General features: G+C 64.1%; 17 protein-coding genes and 1 tRNA gene. 9 read left to right on the forward strand and 9 right to left on the reverse strand.

The window, feature by feature from the left end; all coding sequences use genetic code 11:
- Positions 1–55: 55 nt before the first annotated feature.
- Positions 56–1,102 (reverse strand): zinc-dependent alcohol dehydrogenase family protein, encoded by a 1,047-nt coding sequence (locus BFL43_RS19520; RefSeq protein ID WP_084894163.1) that lies wholly within the window; start codon positions 1,100–1,102, stop codon positions 56–58.
- Between the two features lie 265 nt (positions 1,103–1,367).
- Here BFL43_RS19520 and BFL43_RS19525 point away from each other — a divergent pair, with 265 nt between their 5' ends.
- Entirely contained in the window at positions 1,368–1,613 is a 246-nt protein-coding gene (locus BFL43_RS19525) for a hypothetical protein (RefSeq protein ID WP_084894129.1), read from the forward strand.
- Here the strand turns inward: BFL43_RS19525 and BFL43_RS19530 are convergent.
- The 5 genes from BFL43_RS19530 to BFL43_RS19550 form a co-directional block, all read right to left on the reverse strand.
- Positions 1,610–2,476, reverse strand: coding sequence for an alpha/beta hydrolase (locus tag BFL43_RS19530; protein WP_084894130.1), 867 nt, complete (start codon positions 2,474–2,476; stop codon positions 1,610–1,612). The two genes, BFL43_RS19525 and BFL43_RS19530, sit on opposite strands and share 4 nt — an antisense overlap.
- A 51-nt stretch (positions 2,477–2,527) precedes the next feature.
- Positions 2,528–3,487 (reverse strand): large-conductance mechanosensitive channel protein MscL, encoded by a 960-nt coding sequence (gene mscL / locus BFL43_RS19535; protein WP_084894131.1) that lies wholly within the window; start codon positions 3,485–3,487, stop codon positions 2,528–2,530.
- Positions 3,488–3,586: 99 nt separating this feature from the next.
- Complete coding sequence (locus tag BFL43_RS19540; protein WP_084894132.1) at positions 3,587–4,258, reverse strand: SAF domain-containing protein; 672 nt, start codon at positions 4,256–4,258, stop codon at positions 3,587–3,589.
- 94 nt (positions 4,259–4,352) lie between these two features.
- A complete protein-coding gene (locus BFL43_RS19545; protein WP_084894133.1) occupies positions 4,353–4,715 on the reverse strand; it encodes an FmdB family zinc ribbon protein in 363 nt (120 codons plus the stop codon).
- Between the two features lie 80 nt (positions 4,716–4,795).
- On the reverse strand, positions 4,796–5,395 hold the full coding sequence (locus tag BFL43_RS19550) for a 5-formyltetrahydrofolate cyclo-ligase (RefSeq protein WP_084894164.1): 600 nt from the start codon (positions 5,393–5,395) through the stop codon (positions 4,796–4,798).
- Positions 5,396–5,472: 77 nt separating this feature from the next.
- Between BFL43_RS19550 and BFL43_RS19555 the strand changes: the two genes are divergently transcribed.
- From BFL43_RS19555 to BFL43_RS19565, 3 genes are all read left to right on the forward strand, one after another.
- Positions 5,473–6,420, forward strand: a complete 948-nt coding sequence (locus BFL43_RS19555; protein WP_084835563.1) for a UTP--glucose-1-phosphate uridylyltransferase — start codon at positions 5,473–5,475, stop codon at positions 6,418–6,420.
- A gap of 181 nt (positions 6,421–6,601) precedes the next feature.
- Positions 6,602–7,867 (forward strand): gephyrin-like molybdotransferase Glp, encoded by a 1,266-nt coding sequence (gene glp, locus BFL43_RS19560; RefSeq protein WP_084894134.1) that lies wholly within the window; start codon positions 6,602–6,604, stop codon positions 7,865–7,867.
- A 9-nt stretch (positions 7,868–7,876) separates the two neighbouring features.
- The gene (locus BFL43_RS19565) at positions 7,877–8,530 is read left to right on the forward strand and encodes a GNAT family protein (protein WP_084835561.1); all 654 of its coding nucleotides are present in this window, start codon (positions 7,877–7,879) and stop codon (positions 8,528–8,530) included.
- A gap of 139 nt (positions 8,531–8,669) precedes the next feature.
- Here BFL43_RS19565 and BFL43_RS19570 read toward each other — a convergent pair whose 3' ends face one another.
- The 3 genes from BFL43_RS19570 to BFL43_RS19580 are packed head-to-tail and all read right to left on the reverse strand — an operon-like array spanning position 8,670 to position 10,954.
- The gene (locus tag BFL43_RS19570) at positions 8,670–9,242 is read right to left on the reverse strand and encodes a dihydrofolate reductase (RefSeq protein ID WP_084894165.1); all 573 of its coding nucleotides are present in this window, start codon (positions 9,240–9,242) and stop codon (positions 8,670–8,672) included.
- 45 nt (positions 9,243–9,287) lie between these two features.
- Positions 9,288–10,358 (reverse strand): serine hydrolase domain-containing protein, encoded by a 1,071-nt coding sequence (locus tag BFL43_RS19575; protein ID WP_084894135.1) that lies wholly within the window; start codon positions 10,356–10,358, stop codon positions 9,288–9,290.
- Between the two features lie 38 nt (positions 10,359–10,396).
- On the reverse strand, positions 10,397–10,954 hold the full coding sequence (locus tag BFL43_RS19580) for a hypothetical protein (RefSeq protein ID WP_084894136.1): 558 nt from the start codon (positions 10,952–10,954) through the stop codon (positions 10,397–10,399).
- Positions 10,955–11,163: 209 nt separating this feature from the next.
- Between BFL43_RS19580 and glpR the strand changes: the two genes are divergently transcribed.
- The 5 genes from glpR to BFL43_RS19605 all read left to right on the forward strand — a co-directional run bounded on the left by glpR (position 11,164) and on the right by BFL43_RS19605 (position 14,967).
- Positions 11,164–12,339, forward strand: coding sequence for a gephyrin-like molybdotransferase receptor GlpR (glpR, locus tag BFL43_RS19585; protein WP_084894137.1), 1,176 nt, complete (start codon positions 11,164–11,166; stop codon positions 12,337–12,339).
- Between the two features lie 46 nt (positions 12,340–12,385).
- Positions 12,386–12,458: transfer RNA gene (locus BFL43_RS19590), tRNA-Ala, on the forward strand.
- Between the two features lie 51 nt (positions 12,459–12,509).
- Positions 12,510–12,815, forward strand: coding sequence for a nucleotidyltransferase domain-containing protein (locus BFL43_RS19595; protein WP_084894138.1), 306 nt, complete (start codon positions 12,510–12,512; stop codon positions 12,813–12,815).
- Positions 12,799–13,164: a HepT-like ribonuclease domain-containing protein gene (locus BFL43_RS19600; RefSeq protein ID WP_084894139.1), complete on the forward strand. Its 366-nt coding sequence runs from the start codon at positions 12,799–12,801 to the stop codon at positions 13,162–13,164. Before BFL43_RS19595 ends, BFL43_RS19600 begins: the two co-directional genes overlap by 17 nt.
- Before the next feature lie 561 nt (positions 13,165–13,725).
- Positions 13,726–14,967 carry an IS701 family transposase gene (locus BFL43_RS19605; RefSeq protein ID WP_084889687.1) on the forward strand — a complete coding sequence of 414 codons (1,242 nt, stop codon included), beginning with the start codon at positions 13,726–13,728 and terminating at the stop codon, positions 14,965–14,967.
- Positions 14,968–14,971 lie beyond the last annotated feature (4 nt).

Genomic DNA, 14,971 nt, shown 5'->3' on the forward strand with positions numbered 1-14,971 from the left:
CGCGGATCGACCGGGAACAACATCGCTCCCGGTCGATCTGCCGAAAACCTCAGCGTCAGCTCGGGCTGATGACCACCTTCAACGCCTGGTTGTCGGCGGCATGGGAGAACACGTCATACGCTTCGTCGATCTGATCGAACGTGAAGTGGTGAGTTCCCATCTTCTCGGCAGGTAGTCGGCCGGAGGCCACCATCTTCAGCAGCGTCGGGATGGAGACGGTGTCCACCAGACCCATGGTCAGGGTGAGGTTCTGAATCCACATGTCCTGCATGGGCAATTCGACCGGGGTGCCATGCACGCCGACGTTGGCGATGGTGCCGCCCGGGCGAACCAACGACGCTGCCGTGAGCAAGGTCTCGGGGTAGCCGACCGCCTCGATCGCGACGTCGACGCCAAGTCCATCGGTCAGGGCCAAGACATCGGCCACGGTGTTGGGGCCGACCTCGACAACGTCCGTGGCGCCGAACTCGTAGGCCTTCTCCAACCGGAACTTGTTCGAGTCGATCGCGATGGTGCGCGAGGCGCCCCACAGGCTTGTGGTCAGAATCGCCGACAGTCCGACCGCGCCCGATCCGACCACCGCCACCGTGCTCCCCGGACGGACCCCACCGGCCAGGACTCCGACCTCGTATCCGGTGGGGAGTGAATCAGCGAGAAAGATGGCCTGATCGTTGGTGACGCCGTCGGGTACCAGATAGAGCGAGGTGTCGGCGAACGGAACTCGGACGAACTCGGCCTGCGTGCCATCGATCAGATGGCCGAAGATCCAGCCGATCCCGCCGACGGTCTGACAGTGCGACGGCATCTGGGCCTGGCAGTAGTCGCACCTTCCACACTTCGTCACCGCCGGCACCAGCACTCGGTCGCCTGATTTGAAACCGGTGACGGCCGAACCGATTTCGGTGACGACACCGACGGCCTCATGACCCAGGATTCGTCCCTCGGTCACCGCCGGGACGTCGCCGGACAGGATGTGGAGGTCGGTTCCGCAGATGGTGGTGGTGTCGACTCGGACGATGACATCAGTGGGGTCTTGGATCTGAGGATCGGGAACCTCTTCCCATTCCTTCTTTCCGGGTCCGTGGTAGACAAGTGCTTTCATGAATGCCAACTCCTCGATCGGTACACGCGGCGGGTGATGCACCCACGACGCTAGGTCGGTCGCGGTGTCATTCGTGCATATGTCCGGAATCGGGACAGACCTCTGGTGGTGCCCGGCGAGACCGTGAGGTTTGTGTCCCAGTAGTGGGAACGGCCAAGGCTCGGAGCAGGCCGATCGTTCGCTATGTGAACGATCGGCCAACAGGCGGCAAACAGCGTATGAACTAACTGGAGCCTGCCACTAGTTTCTGGCTACGTTGGTCTACATGACAACACAGATCGATAAGCAGCAGCAAGAAGAGCAGCAGCATATCGCGATGATCGCTGATGTCCTGCGGACGAAACACGACAGCATTCCTGCCGACACGGTCAACCGGGCCGTCGACGAGGCATACCGGCGATTCGACGGCCAGCCGATCCGCGACTTCGTACCCCTACTGGTGGAGCGGCGAGCGCAGGAAGAACTCGGTGGCACCCCGACCGCCGCACCGGCGTCGCTCGACGACAACTAGCCCATCACCGTCCGCAGCTTTGCGGCGAACTCGGCAGGCTGGCCGGTCTGACCGAACTCGCCGCCGAGAAAGCCTGCGTGATGGCTCGGGAACACCACTGCCTCGGTACCCAGCGCTGCGGCGACTGCATACGCAGCGCGCCCGGCCATCTCTCCGTCTGTGGGGCCACCCGACTCTTCACCCACCGCGACAACCACTTTCGTTGACGCGGCGCGTAGTGCGTCCACGTCCGGCGTGAAAGCGGCGACTCCGCCCTGCATGTTCGTCATCATCGAGTCGGTACGATCACCGTCGTCCTCGGTCGGCAAACCGAATGCAGCGGGGTCAGGTGCTGGCTGCGCCAGGTAGTCGGCCGGGATCTCTCCTCGTTGCATCACGAAATTGATGAACTTCGCCGTCGACGGACCCTGACCAGAGCTCTGATAGGTCGCCACCATGTGGTCGCACGCGGCGCGCACCGCATCTCGATCGGGAAGCACTCCGCCGGCGGGTGGTTCGTGCGCGACGAGGAGACGGATGTCGTCCGGGTAGCGCGCAACGAGCGCAAGCGAATTGATCGCACCGCCACTGGACGCGAACACGTCGACCGCCTCGGCGCCGACCGCGCCGATGACGGCATGCAGATCATCTGCGTGCTGGTCCGGGGTGACCGGCGATGTGGGATCGTCGCGGACGCTGCGGCCGCTGTTGCGCGGGTCGTAGGTCACGATCGTGCGGTCGGGGAAGTATGTCGACAACGTCGCAAACCCGGTTGCATCCATCGGTGACGCTACGAAGACGAGCGGAACGCCGCCCGGGGAGGAGCCGTCCCGGACGTCATAGGTCAATGTGGCGCCTGGAACGGAGACTGTGTGAGTTTTCATGATGTTCTGACTCGCGCCGCGCGAAAAAATCGTCGGCGCGAGCCGGAAGATCTACGGGCTGCTGTGCCTGCCGCCACCGTTGGGATCCTCAGGGCGTCCCGGTGGGGGACCGTAGCCCGGCGGGGGACCGGTCAACGGCTCGTAATTCGGCGGCGGGCCGTTGAGGGGGTCGTAGTTCGGCGGCGGACCGGTGAGTGGGTCCGGACGGTGGCCGGGACCCTGATCCGGCCCTCCGTATTGCGGCGGGTTCGGCCGCTGCGGCGGAGTCGGGTTGTAGCCGGGAGGCGGACCTGACGGTTGCTGGTATCCGGGGGGTGGACCGCCGAGCGGGGACTGGCCCTGGGGCGAACCACCTTGGGGCGGCTGTCCCTGCGGGGGCGCTCCGATCGGGCCCGAGCCGCCAGTGGGCGGTCCCTGCGGCGGATAGGACTGGGGGCCACCGGCCGGTCCGGACGGCTGGGACGAGAACTGCTGGGTACCCGCGGCGGATGCACCGACCGCGCCACCTCCGGTCGGACCCGAGTAAAGCGGTCCGGACGGCGGACCCTCACTTCGTCGACGGTCGATCTCGGCCTGGTCCTTCTCACTCTTTGCTGCGGCGATCTTGGCTTTCTCCTCGACCGGATCCTTGCCCTGCAAGATGTCGCGAATCTCGGTGAGCAGCTCCGATTCCGACAAAGCGGTCGCATCGTCGCCGTCTTTCGCCGCCAGCGCCTTCAGTTTCTCGTACGGCATGACGATGACGAAGTAGACGATGGCCGCGATGATCAGGAAGTTGATGATGGCGGTGATCAACGCCCCGATGTTGACGAAAGTCTCGGGGTTGCCGGAGCGGATCGTGAAGCCGAGCCCCTCTGCCTGATCGGTGCCGCCGATCGAATTGATGAGCGGCTCAATGATGTTCGTGGTGAATGCGGTGACGATCGCAGTGAATGCCGCGCCGACCACAACCGCGGTCGCTAGATCGATGACGTTTCCTCGCATGAGGAAGTCCTTGAAACCCTTTAACATGAAGCGTCCCTTTCGACCTGGGAATACGTGCCTTTGCTCGACCACGGATTCGTCGATCCTAACCAGGCGGGGATCACATTGGTGGATCCAACATGCAATTCAGTGGAAAACAACGGTGATGGGTGAGGCCAGCGTGGCGCTCGCGACCGTGTGCGCATCGCGCTCGGGCATGGCGAGCAGCGCCAGCCGAGACCCGTCGGTCCGGCGAACCGGGGTTGGTGCCGACACCAGGGCAACCACTGCGTTCTTCACCAAAACGGTTGCTGCTCGGGCGCTCTGATCGCCGCCCGATTCGTCGATACTCAGTACGTCCACCACGTCGCCTTCTCGCAGCAACTCGACGATCGCGGTGTCGGACAATTTGACCGGCACCAGGCGCGCATCCGGCCGGCCCAGCAGGTCCATCGGCAGGCGACTCGAGAGCACCCGACTGTCCGTGAAGATCTCACCCGTTCGCACAGGCCCGGTGACTGTCGAATCGGTGAGGGCCGACGGTTCGGTGATCGCGCCGGCGGGAATCATGTCTGGGGTGACCTGGCGGGTGGTGACGTCCGCAGAGGTCAACCGGCTACCTGGCGTCAGATCTTGGTTGGCAACAACCACCGTCGACAGGTCGTTCTGCCTCCCGCCTGACGCGGCCGCCACCACCGCGACCACCAGCAAAAAGCCGGCGCACAGTCTGCGCAACAGCAGAGACCGGGTCCACCCCGGGCGTAGCGCTCGGCGGACGCGATCGACGAAGGTCGGGGTCAGTGGATTGCGGGCAGGCATGCGGAGAACGCTAGGAGCAGCGAGTGTCCGGTTGCCGGCTCAGAGCACAAGAAACCGGGCGCCTGGGGATGGCGCCCGGAACTGTGGAGAACTGTCAGGAAGCTGCTTTGGCAGTCGAAGTGCTGCTCGAAGACGAGCTGCTGCTCGAGTCACTCGACTTCGAGGTGCTCGCGGCCTTGTCCTTGCTACCCGAGTCCTTGCTGCCGGAATCCTTGCTGCCCGAATCCGACTTCGACGACGAATCGCTGGAGCTGCTGCCGGCTTCGCTGCTCGAGGACGCCGAGCGGCTGTCGTTGCGATAGAAGCCGCTGCCCTTGAAGACAATGCCGACGCTATTGAAGAGTTTGCGCAGCTTACCGGCACACTGCGGGCATTCCGTCAGCGAATCATCAGTGAACGACTGCACGATGTCGAAGCGGTTGTCGCACTGTGTGCAGGCATACGAATAAGTTGGCACCGAGGACCTCCGGGGGTGTTAGCCGAGAACGTTGTGGATTCTACCGTCGAACTGGCACTCTACGTAAACGAGTGCCAGGGTCACGTTGTTCCCAGCCGGGTGTAGCCCAGTTTCGGGGTCAGCGCCCACCCCATCGGGACATCGAACGGCCCCGCCGGCAGCTGGTCGACCAGCTCCTCGTCGTAGACGACCGCAACCAGCCGTTCCCGGGGAACGGCGGCGATACTGCGGTCGTAATACCCGGCGCCGCGCCCGAGTCGGACTCCGTGTCGGTCGACGGCGAGCGCCGGCACCAGGACGAGGTCACTGCGCTCGACAGCCGACGGCGGCTGCGTCGGCTGGGTGGGTTCGAGAAGGCCGAACCGGCCGGTGCGCAGCGATGCGGGCCCGGAGTACCGGGCCCACCGCAGTGGCGCCGGCGGACCAGGGACGACGACCGGCAGCAGCACTTCGCATCCGCCATCGTTCAATGCGTCGAGAGCCGCGATCGAGCCCGGCTCCTTGCCGACCGGGACATACGCCGCGATGAGGGAGCCCGGCGACGCGCTAAAGTGACCGTGAAGATCAGTATTGGCGAGCGAGATCACAAGATGTTCGTCGGCATCGGCCTTCACCTGGGGAGACAGAACGTCTCTTCGGGCACGAAAACGTTGGCGCAACGTGTTCTTGGCGGTATCGATGGGTACATCTTCCTCGTAAGTGGCGTTGTGCCGATAGGTTATCCACAAACGTCAAAATGCAACTGAGGGTGGGATAGATGACTGAAGCGCAGATCAGCCCGGCTGTTGAGGTCGAGTACGAATCGGTACCGGGCACGCCTCCCATTCCGCGCACAGCGATCGTTCCCGCTGCCGGTTTGGGTACGCGATTTCTGCCGGCCACGAAGACCGTTCCGAAAGAGTTGCTACCGGTCGTGGATACCCCCGGGATCGAGCTCGTCGCCGAGGAGGCCAAGTCCGCAGGCGCCGAACGGCTGTTGATCATCACTTCGCCGGGCAAGGACGGCGTGGTCGCCCACTTCGTGGAGGACTTGGTTCTCGAGCACACGCTGGAGTCGCGCGGCAAGGACACCATGCTCGCGAAGGTTCGCAACGCGCCGTCGTTGCTTGAGGTCGCCTCTGTCATCCAAGAGAAGCCCCTGGGACTGGGCCACGCGGTCGGTTGTGTGGAAGCAAAGCTCGATGACGACGAAGATGCCGTCGCTGTGCTGCTGCCCGACGACCTGGTGATGCCGTCGGGAGTACTCGAGGTGATGGCCCGGACCCGTGCGAAGCGCGGGGGAACCGTCCTGTGCGCCATCGAGGTCCCGAAGGACAAGATCAGTGCCTACGGCGTGTTCGACGTCGAGGAGCTCCCCGACGCCAACAATCCGAACGTCATGAAGCTCAAAGGCATGGTCGAGAAGCCGAAGGCCGAAGATGCGCCGTCGAACTACGCCGCCGCCGGTCGCTACATCCTCGACCGAGCCATCTTCGACGCATTGCGCCGGATCAAGCCCGGTGCCGGTGGCGAACTGCAGTTGACCGACGCGATCGCCCTGTTGATCGAGGAGGGCCATCCGGTGCATGTCGTCGTCCATCACGGAACCCGTCACGACCTCGGTAACCCCGGCGGATACCTCAAGGCATCGGTCGACATCGCGCTGGACCGGGAAGACTACGGCCCTGAATTGCGTGAGTGGCTCGTCGGGCGCCTGGGTCTGTAGCGCGGCTCAGTAGTGAGCCGGGGCACTTGTGTCGGCGTGTGAGGACCCCAATGCCGCGAACTGCCGACGAGGTGTCACCGATGCGCTCGACAAAACCGCTAACGTCAGTCATCGAGGAAGCGCGGGTCGCCGCAGGGTGTGCTCCCGCGGCCTGAGCAATGGTGATTGAAGGAGGCGATCAGTGCGTTCGGTGGAAGATCAGCTGAGCCGGGTGACCGCCGCAGCGGTGGCGCCCCGGCCGGTACGGGTTGCGATCTCCGAATCGCAGGGTTTGCTGTGTGCCGAGGACGTGACGGCCGAGCGGCCGCTGCCCGGATTCGATCAATCGGCGATAGACGGATACGCAGTTCGCAGTGTGGACGTTGCGGAGGCTGGCACGATCGCCGACGAGGAGTCGGAGTCGCCTGGTGATCAGGTGATCGTGGTGCTGCCGGTGGTCGGGGAGTTGAAGGCGGGGTCGCGGACCCCGACCCGGCTGCAGCCGCGCCAGGCCGTACGAGTGGAGACCGGTGCGCCCCTGCCGACGTTGGCCGACGCGGTGGTGCCCAAACGGTGGACTGACGGCGGTCTGCCGAAGGTTCGGGTGGGCCATGCCGTGCACAGTGGGCAGTACGTCCGCCACGTCGGCGACGACGTCCAGCCCGGTGACGTTGCTGTGCGCACCGGAACCATCGTCGGGCCCGCCCAGGTGGGCTTGCTCGCCGCGGTCGGCAGGGAGCGGGTGCTGGTACATCCGCGACCACGCTTGTCGGTCATCTCCATCGGTGGCGAGCTCGTCGACATCGACAGGACCGCCGGCGGCGGACAGGTCTACGACGTCAACAGCTACGCCTTGGCCGCGGCCGCACGCGACGCCGGCGCCGACGTCAACAGGGTCGGAATCGCCGACAGTGAACCGACACAGCTACGCGAACTCGTTGAGGGGCAACTGATCCGGTCGGAGATCGTGGTCATCACCGGTCCGGTCGGTGGGGCGGCGTCGGAGACGATTCGGGAAGCGCTTGCCGAATTGGGAGACCTCGAGATCACTCGCATCGCGATGTATCCGGCGTCGGTGCAGGGCTTCGGACAGTTGGGCCGCGACGAGGTACCGACGTTTCTGCTCCCCGCCAACCCGGTCAGCGCCCTGGTGGCATTCGAGGTGATGGTGCGACCGCTGATCCGCATCGCAATGGGCAAACGGCAGCCGATGCGCCGGATCGTGCGCGCCCGCACGGTCGGACCGATCACGTCGGTCGAAGGCCGGCGCGGATACCTGCGTGGTCAGCTGATGCGCGACGAGCAGACCGGCGAGTACCTGGCCCAGGTGATCGGCGCTGCCGACGGCGGCTCCCACCTGCTGGCCGGCCTGGCCGAAGCGAACTGTCTGGTGATCATCGAACCCGAAGATGTCGAGTTGCGGGCCGGCGATGAGGTCGACGTGGCGTTCCTGGCGCAGCGGGGGTGATACTGCACTGTGCGTGCCTGGAACAGGGGTGATGCCGGTCGGCGTGGCTGGCCCGCGAAACTGGGACCGATCACGGTCGCCGGCGGGACGCTCACGGTCCGGCCGGTCCGGCTGCGCGATGCGCGCGCCTGGAGTCGGCTGCGTATAGAGAACCAGAACAACCTGCTTCCATGGGAACCCACCGGCGCTGGGATGTGGTCGGCGCGGCACAATCCGGCAGCCTGGCCGGGTCTGCATTCGGTACTGCGGGCCGAGGCCAAAGCAGGCAACATGCTGCCGATGGTCATCGAGCTCAACGGCGACTACTGCGGGCAGCTCACCGTCGGGAACATCCAGCGGGGCGCGTTGCGCAACGCGTGGATCGGGTACTGGGTAGACGTCGCGGTCACTGGTCGCGGCGTCGCAACAGGTGCGCTGGCCCTCGGTGTCGACCACTGTTTCGGCACTGTGGGCCTGCACCGGCTCGAAGCGACCGTGCAACCCGACAACGGGGCATCGCTGTCTGTGCTCCACAAAGTCGGTTTCCGCGACGAGGGGTTACTCAAGCGCTATATGGACGTCAACGGTGCTTGGCGGGATCACATCCTGCTGGCGCTGACCGTCGAAGAAATGACCGGTACCGCGGTCGACACCCTGGTGCGGGCCGGGCGCGCGTCGTATTAGTTTCTGCCGGTGAAAGTTTCGCTCGGGGGTGCTGCCCCTGAATCGCTCGCTGAAGTCGGAGTATGTGGCAGATCCTCCGGTTGTGGCGAGGTCCTCCGGTTGCAGTCGGAGGACCTGAACGGAGTCGGAGGAAGTGTGGTCACTTCCTGCTGTACGTCGACACGACGTTCCCGCCGCTGAAGGTCTTGACGTCGGAGAGGTCGAACTGGGTCGGGTTGAAACCGCTGACGAACGCCGGTCGACCCGCGCCTGCCACCACCGGATAGGTCTTGATCACCAGCTCGTCGATCAGCGGTAGCAGTTGTCCGGCCAGCGCGCCGCCACCGGCGAGATAGATGCCGAGGCCCGAGTTCTCGGCCTTCAGTTGCTCCACTGCGACGTCGGGTTCGTCGCGGATCACGGTGATCGCCGGATCGTCCGACCTGTGTGAGCGCGACACCACGTATTGGGTGAGGTGCGGATACGGGCTGGTGATGTCTTCTGACAACGCAGGATCGTAGGTGCGACGGCCCATCACGATGGTGTCGAACTTGGTGAGAGGCGCATCCGCGATACCGAATTGGGTGCGCACGTGTCCCGGCAACGCGTCGCCGTACTCCGACCCCATCCATTGCAGGTAATCATCGGACATGGGGAAGAAGTCGACCTCGTCGTCGGGGCCCGCGATGAACCCGTCGATCGAGATCCCGATGTAGTAGACGAGCTTTCGCATGGTGTTCACCTTTCCCCGCGGCCCACTGCCGCAATTCCTCGATGGTCAGTGGTCGGCTACTGCTTGTGCAAGCAGTTTTTCACCCAGTGGCACCACGGAGTCGCCGGTCGCTGTCAAAAGTACTGTGGCAACGCCATTGTGACGGTCGATGCCGATGTACGACGCGAATCCGCTGGTCTGGCCGTCGTGCCAGGTGATCTCGCGTCCGTCATCGGTGGTCGTGGTGATCCAGGCCCAGCCGATGCGGGAAGCCCCGAGGTCGGCCCGAGGGACAAGGGCATCCATCCCCGGCGCGGTCCCGGACAACATCTTGCTCGCGTACGTGGCCATGTCGGTGATATCGGCACGCACTCCGGAGGCCGGAGCCATCGATTCCCCGATCCATGGTTCGACGGTGCGGCCGGTCGTGTCCTTGCCTCGCAGGTCTTTCGCTGTCAATTGGGTGGGGTCGACCAGGACGTCCGCAGTCTGCAGTCCAAGCGGGGCCAGGATGCGTTCGCGAGCCAGGTCGTCGAACTCGATGTGTGCGGCCCTGGCCAGAGCCGCTCCCAGTACTTCGTATCCGACATTGGAGTACGTCCCTGGAGGGGAGTCGAGCGGGTAGTCGCGCACCTGAGCCAACCGGTTCGCGGTGCTCTCGCGGTACGGGAACGAGCCGGTCAGCTGGGCCAACTGGTTTCTGACGTATTGGTCGGCGGTGGGAGGTTGAACGGGAAGTCCGGAGCGGTGGGTCGCCAAGTCGGACAGCGTGATCCGTTCGGCGGGGGAGCCCCGGAGTGCCGGGAGCAGACTGCCCGCGGTGGTCTCGGGCTGGACCTCGCCACGGGAAATGGCTTCTGCGAACAGCATTCCGGTGACGGTCTTGCTGATCGATCCTATCTCGAACCGGTCGTCCAGTTCGGCGCCCACTGTCGTCACGCGCACGTTATCGCCATCGATGACTGCAGCGGCGACGACCGGATGTTCTGGACCGGTGAGCTCGGCGACCTCCTGGGCGAGTGCGGTGTCGCCGCTCACGTGCGGTGAGGTGGGAGCCGCGATCGCAGGATGTTCACCGATGGCGAGCGCGCATGTTGTTGCGAGCGCGAGGGTGATCAGTCGAATGGACGGATGCATGGTTCTGATTCCCTTCGGGTTGGGGACTTCGTGCGTTGTCAGAGCGCGGCGGCGAGGGCGAGCATCGCCGGGACCACGCGGTCGGGTGGAACCTGCACGGCCCCACGGCCCGCCGGCCGTAGCCAACCGGCAGCGGTGAGGATGCGTACGTGGTGGTAGACCTGCCCGGTGGTGCCCATGGATTCGAGGGTCGAGAGATCCGCAACGCTGGTCGTGCCGCCCAGCACTGCCAGCATCAGCTGCAGCCGGATGGGTGAACCGAGCGCGGCGAGCCGGTCGGCGACGATCGCTGCGTGATCGTCGTCCAGTTCCAGGATCTCCTCGGCGGTGTGGCCGTACTGCCACTCCACAGGTCCTGAGGCGGTGGGCGCGATACCGGAGTAGATGAGCCCACCCGAGGTGCCGCCGAGTTGCTCGCGAAGTCCTTCGAGAACCCAGAAGCGGTTGTGCTTAGTGTCTTTTCGGTCGTTCGACTCCATCTTGCCGGTGCCTGTCGAGGGCGTTCTCTCCTCCAGGGCGGTCAGCCGGGCTTCCACTTCGCGCAGGCGTTCTGCCAGCTCCGCAGGGGGCGGATCGAGGGGTCGCTTACCGGGCATTGTTCGATAATTACGTAATTTCGAACATGTTGCAAGGGTTTTCCATGATTCACCCCTGAAAGCTTGCTGATATTTGCCTCCGCGTCGGCGCGTCTCCGCTGGTTGGACCTGCGCGGGCCATAGCCTGGGTTCACCGTCTGTTACGCGTGTGACGAACGGCCACTCGGCTGACCGGTCGAGCTGAGATTGCCGACAGAAAGGAGCTGCCCATGCCGAACTCGTTGCTGTGGGTGTGTCTGGTGGCGATCTGGCTCTTTGTCCTGGTGCCGATGGTCGTGAAATCGCGTCCGACCGTGCGCAAGACGTCTGATACCGCCTTGTCGACCCGCGTGCTGCACCGCGGCGGGCTGACCATGGCGAGGACCAAACGTCGCATCGCGTCCGGTCGTCATCCGCATGACGCCGACTGGGAACCGCCCGTCCGCGAGTACCGCAAAGCTGCGACCGCGACCGCGGTCAAAGACGCTGACGAGACCGACGATGTGTATGAGGAAGACACCAAGGACACCGTTGAGAAGGCTCCTGTCGAAAAGACTCCTGTCGCGAAGGCTTCCGGATCCGAGGCGGCGCCGGTACTGAAAAAGGTTGCGGTGGAGTCGCCGACGCAGGACGACGAGAAATCCGACGCCGTCGAGTCCGCGGCTTCTGACGATGTTGACGAGGCCGAGACCGAGGCCGAGTCTCAGGACATCGAGTCTGATGTTGCCGAGGTCGAGTCGGACGGTGAAGACGAGGTCGATGACGCCCACGACGTCGTTGACGATGACGTTGTCGACGTAGCGGACGACGACGAAGCGGACGACGACGCAGTTGCCGGATACGACGAAGGCGCCGAGTATGACGATGACTACGACGAGGACGCGGAATACGACGACGACCTCGACGGCGACTCGCTCGACGAGCCGGTAGCGGAAACCGAGTCCGAGCGTCGCGCGCGGCGCGGTGGATTCGATCCCGAGGCCGACCGCGAGCGCAGTGACAAGCGGTACCGCTTCCGTCAGCGTGTGATGGCGGTGTTCGCCCTGCTGTTGGTGGCAGCTCTCGGCGCCGGTGTGCTCCTGGGAACGGCCGGCTGGGTCCTCGCAGGTGTGGTCGCGGTTGCCATGTCCGGTTACCTCACCTTCCTACGGCGGGCGGTTCGGAACGAGCAGCGGATCCGCCAACAGCGCATGCGGCGTCTGGCCCGCGCGAAGCGGCAAGAAGAGGAGCGCCGCGAGCATCCCGAAGAGGATCCGCGTGCGGAGATCCCTCGCAGGCTGCGTCGCCCCGGCGCGATCGTGTTGGAAATCGACGACGAAGACCCCGTCTTCGACCATTTGCCCAGGTACGAGCGGGTTGAACGCGTCGAGCGGGAGCCCTCGTACCGTCGGGTGGTGGGGCAGTAGCCCCGGGCTGTTAATCTGTTCGAGTTGCTTCTCACGAAGCAACGAAGGGGCTATAGCGCAGTTGGTAGCGCGTCTCGTTCGCATCGAGAAGGTCAGGGGTTCGATTCCCCTTAGCTCCACACCCGCATCTTTTTGTCGAGAGTCACTCGATGTCTGGAAGACTGATAAACATGGCCACCGCGATTCCGCTCGACGCCGATGCGATCGGCGCCGCGTGCGCGAAGTACGGTGTCAAGCGGTTGCGGGTTTTCGGTTCAGTCTTGACCGAGAGTTTTGACCCGGGCCGCAGCGACGTCGATTTCGTCGTCGAGTTCGAAGCTGACCGCGAGAACGTTTTTCATGACTACTTCGACCTCAAGTCTGCGCTTGAACAGATCGTCGGTCGCGATGTCGATCTCGTCATGCCCAACGCGGTGAAGAATCCCTACATCGCCAAGTCCATTTTCGACAGTGCTGAAGATGTCTACGCGGCCTGACAACAGTCAGGCTGCGTACATCTGGGATGCGCTGACCGCAGCACGGAATGTGGGGTTGTTCGTCGCCGACGTTGCGGTCGAGCGGTACGTCGGTGACCTGCTTCTCGAGTCTGCCACCGAACGTCAGCTGGAAATCGTCGGGGAGGCTTTACGCAACCTGCGGCGCGTCGACAAGGTTACCGCGGAGCGAATACCGCACGTGCACAAAATCATTGGAATGCGCAATATTCTTGTTCATGGTTATGCCCAGGTGGACAGCACGACCGTCTGGACAGCGGCGAAGACGGACGTATCGACGCTGATACCCGTGCTTGAGCTTCTGCTCGCGGAGTGCGAACCGGGAGTTTGAGGAGCGCTTACTCTCAGCAGAGGTCGGGCAGGAATTCGTAGCCCGCGGAGCAGTCTGCCGCGGCGGCATGGTGGACACAAAGCCGTCTTGCGATGGGGTGATCTCGTCACGTCGCCAGAGCGGCACTGGGCAACGCGCGGCGGCGCTCGCGGTCTTTCGCGTGGCCCGCCACGCTACTGCCTTCAGTCGGTGCGCAGTTGATGTCGACGCGTCGATCGGTCATGTCAAAATCGAAATGGGTAGTAGCCATTTGACCCCACTAGCTTCCGATGTAGGAGAGGAACAGGACCACGATGGGCATCCCACCCGATGGCGTCTGTTCATGCATTTCTGGGCAGAGATCCATCACGTTCTCGGCCGCTAGGGCGCCGGGTAGACCGTGCAACTGAATGGGAACTGGCCTAGTACTACAGCCGTAGATAGGTAGTTTCGGCGTGTTTGCGCTGGTAGGCGCGGTTGCCGCGGCATGATCTCGAGTTTGTGAAGACATCCAGATCAGCTGCGGCAACCGCAGCACTGAGGGTAGACCATGAGCGGTGGCATGCGGGCCTGGATGGGTTGTTGGAGTCGTTCTCGTCGCGGTTCGCGCGGGTCGAAGCACGACGCAACGCCGGTGCGCTGGTGCTGGGTTTGCTGGCCGATATAGGTTCCAAGAACTGCTGGACTATCGCCGAACTATCGGGCCATGGCACCCCTGACCGACTGCAGCACTTGCTGTCCCGCGCTAAATGGGACGCTGATCTGGTCCGCGATGACGTTCGCAGCTATGTCATCGACCACCTGGCCGACCCTGATGCGGTGCTTGTCGTTGATGAGACCGGCGACTTGAAGAAGGGCACCAACACCGTTGGGGTACAACGCCAGTACACCGGAACCGCCGGACGCACGGAGAACTGTCAGGTCGCGGTCTACCTGACCTACGCCGCCGCTCGCGGACACACCCTGATCGACCGAGCGCTGTACCTGCCGCAGCACACCTGGGCCACCGACCCGCAGCGAAGGACCAAGGCCGGGGTCCCTGACACGGTCGAGTTCGCTACCAAACCAGCCCTGGCAACCACGCTGGTCGAGGCGGCCCTCGACGCCGACGTTCCGGCCTCGTGGGTCGCTGGCGATGAAGTGTACGGCGCAGACCCGAACCTACGAAAAGCGTTGCACAACAGACAGATCGGCTACGTCCTGGCCGTCGGATGCAATCGGCAGGTCCCCACAGCCGCCGGGAAGATCCGGGTCGATGCCCTTGCTGAGAATCTACCGCCGCGGTCCTGGCACAAGATGTCTGCCGGCGCCGGTAGCAAAGGACACCGCTGGTACTCCTGGGCCTTGATCGCGACCACCGAGCGTCCCGATGTTGGCCTCTGTCACGTGTTGGTGCGGCGCAACGATAGCTCCGGCGAGCTCGCCTTCTATCGCTGCTACAGCCCGGCACCGGTGCCGCTGAACCAGTACGTCCGAGTCGCCGGGCGGCGGTGGACGGTCGAGGAATCGTTCCAGAGCGGCAAAGGCCTGACCGGTCTGGATCAGCATCAAGTGCGGACGTGGACGTCCTGGCACCGCTGGATTACCTTGGTCATGGCTGCGCACGCCTTCCTGGCCGTGCATACCGCCACTGAACGCCTGGCCCAACCCTCAGAACCTGGACTGATCCGGTTGTCGGTCAACGAGTTCCGCAAACTCTTCACGATCCTCGTCCTCACACCACTGCATGCCATCGCTGACCCCCTCCGCTGGTCACTCTGGCGACGAAAACACCAATACCGAGCCCGACAACACCACTATCAACGCAGGTCACAACAACAATGAACCC

The organism is Williamsia sp. 1135 (genome assembly GCF_002095395.1).
In the GTDB taxonomy this organism is placed as follows: Bacteria; Actinomycetota; Actinomycetes; order Mycobacteriales; family Mycobacteriaceae; genus Williamsia.

Excerpts from the sequence above, each read along its gene's own strand:
- BFL43_RS19600 (WP_084894139.1), top strand. The coding sequence starts at position 12,799 with ATGTCTACGCGGCCTGACAACAGTCAGGCTGCGTACATCTGGGATGCG.
- BFL43_RS19555 (WP_084835563.1), top strand. The coding sequence starts at position 5,473 with ATGACTGAAGCGCAGATCAGCCCGGCTGTTGAGGTCGAGTACGAATCG.
- BFL43_RS19520 (WP_084894163.1), bottom strand. The coding sequence starts at position 1,102 with ATGAAAGCACTTGTCTACCACGGACCCGGAAAGAAGGAATGGGAAGAG.
- BFL43_RS19530 (WP_084894130.1), bottom strand. The coding sequence starts at position 2,476 with ATGAAAACTCACACAGTCTCCGTTCCAGGCGCCACATTGACCTATGAC.
- BFL43_RS19525 (WP_084894129.1), top strand. The coding sequence starts at position 1,368 with ATGACAACACAGATCGATAAGCAGCAGCAAGAAGAGCAGCAGCATATC.
- BFL43_RS19570 (WP_084894165.1), bottom strand. The coding sequence starts at position 9,242 with ATGCGAAAGCTCGTCTACTACATCGGGATCTCGATCGACGGGTTCATC.
- BFL43_RS19540 (WP_084894132.1), bottom strand. The coding sequence starts at position 4,258 with ATGCCTGCCCGCAATCCACTGACCCCGACCTTCGTCGATCGCGTCCGC.
- mscL (WP_084894131.1), bottom strand. The coding sequence starts at position 3,487 with ATGTTAAAGGGTTTCAAGGACTTCCTCATGCGAGGAAACGTCATCGAT.
- BFL43_RS19595 (WP_084894138.1), top strand. The coding sequence starts at position 12,510 with ATGGCCACCGCGATTCCGCTCGACGCCGATGCGATCGGCGCCGCGTGC.
- BFL43_RS19580 (WP_084894136.1), bottom strand. The coding sequence starts at position 10,954 with ATGCCCGGTAAGCGACCCCTCGATCCGCCCCCTGCGGAGCTGGCAGAA.
- glpR (WP_084894137.1), top strand. The coding sequence starts at position 11,164 with ATGCCGAACTCGTTGCTGTGGGTGTGTCTGGTGGCGATCTGGCTCTTT.
- BFL43_RS19575 (WP_084894135.1), bottom strand. The coding sequence starts at position 10,358 with ATGCATCCGTCCATTCGACTGATCACCCTCGCGCTCGCAACAACATGC.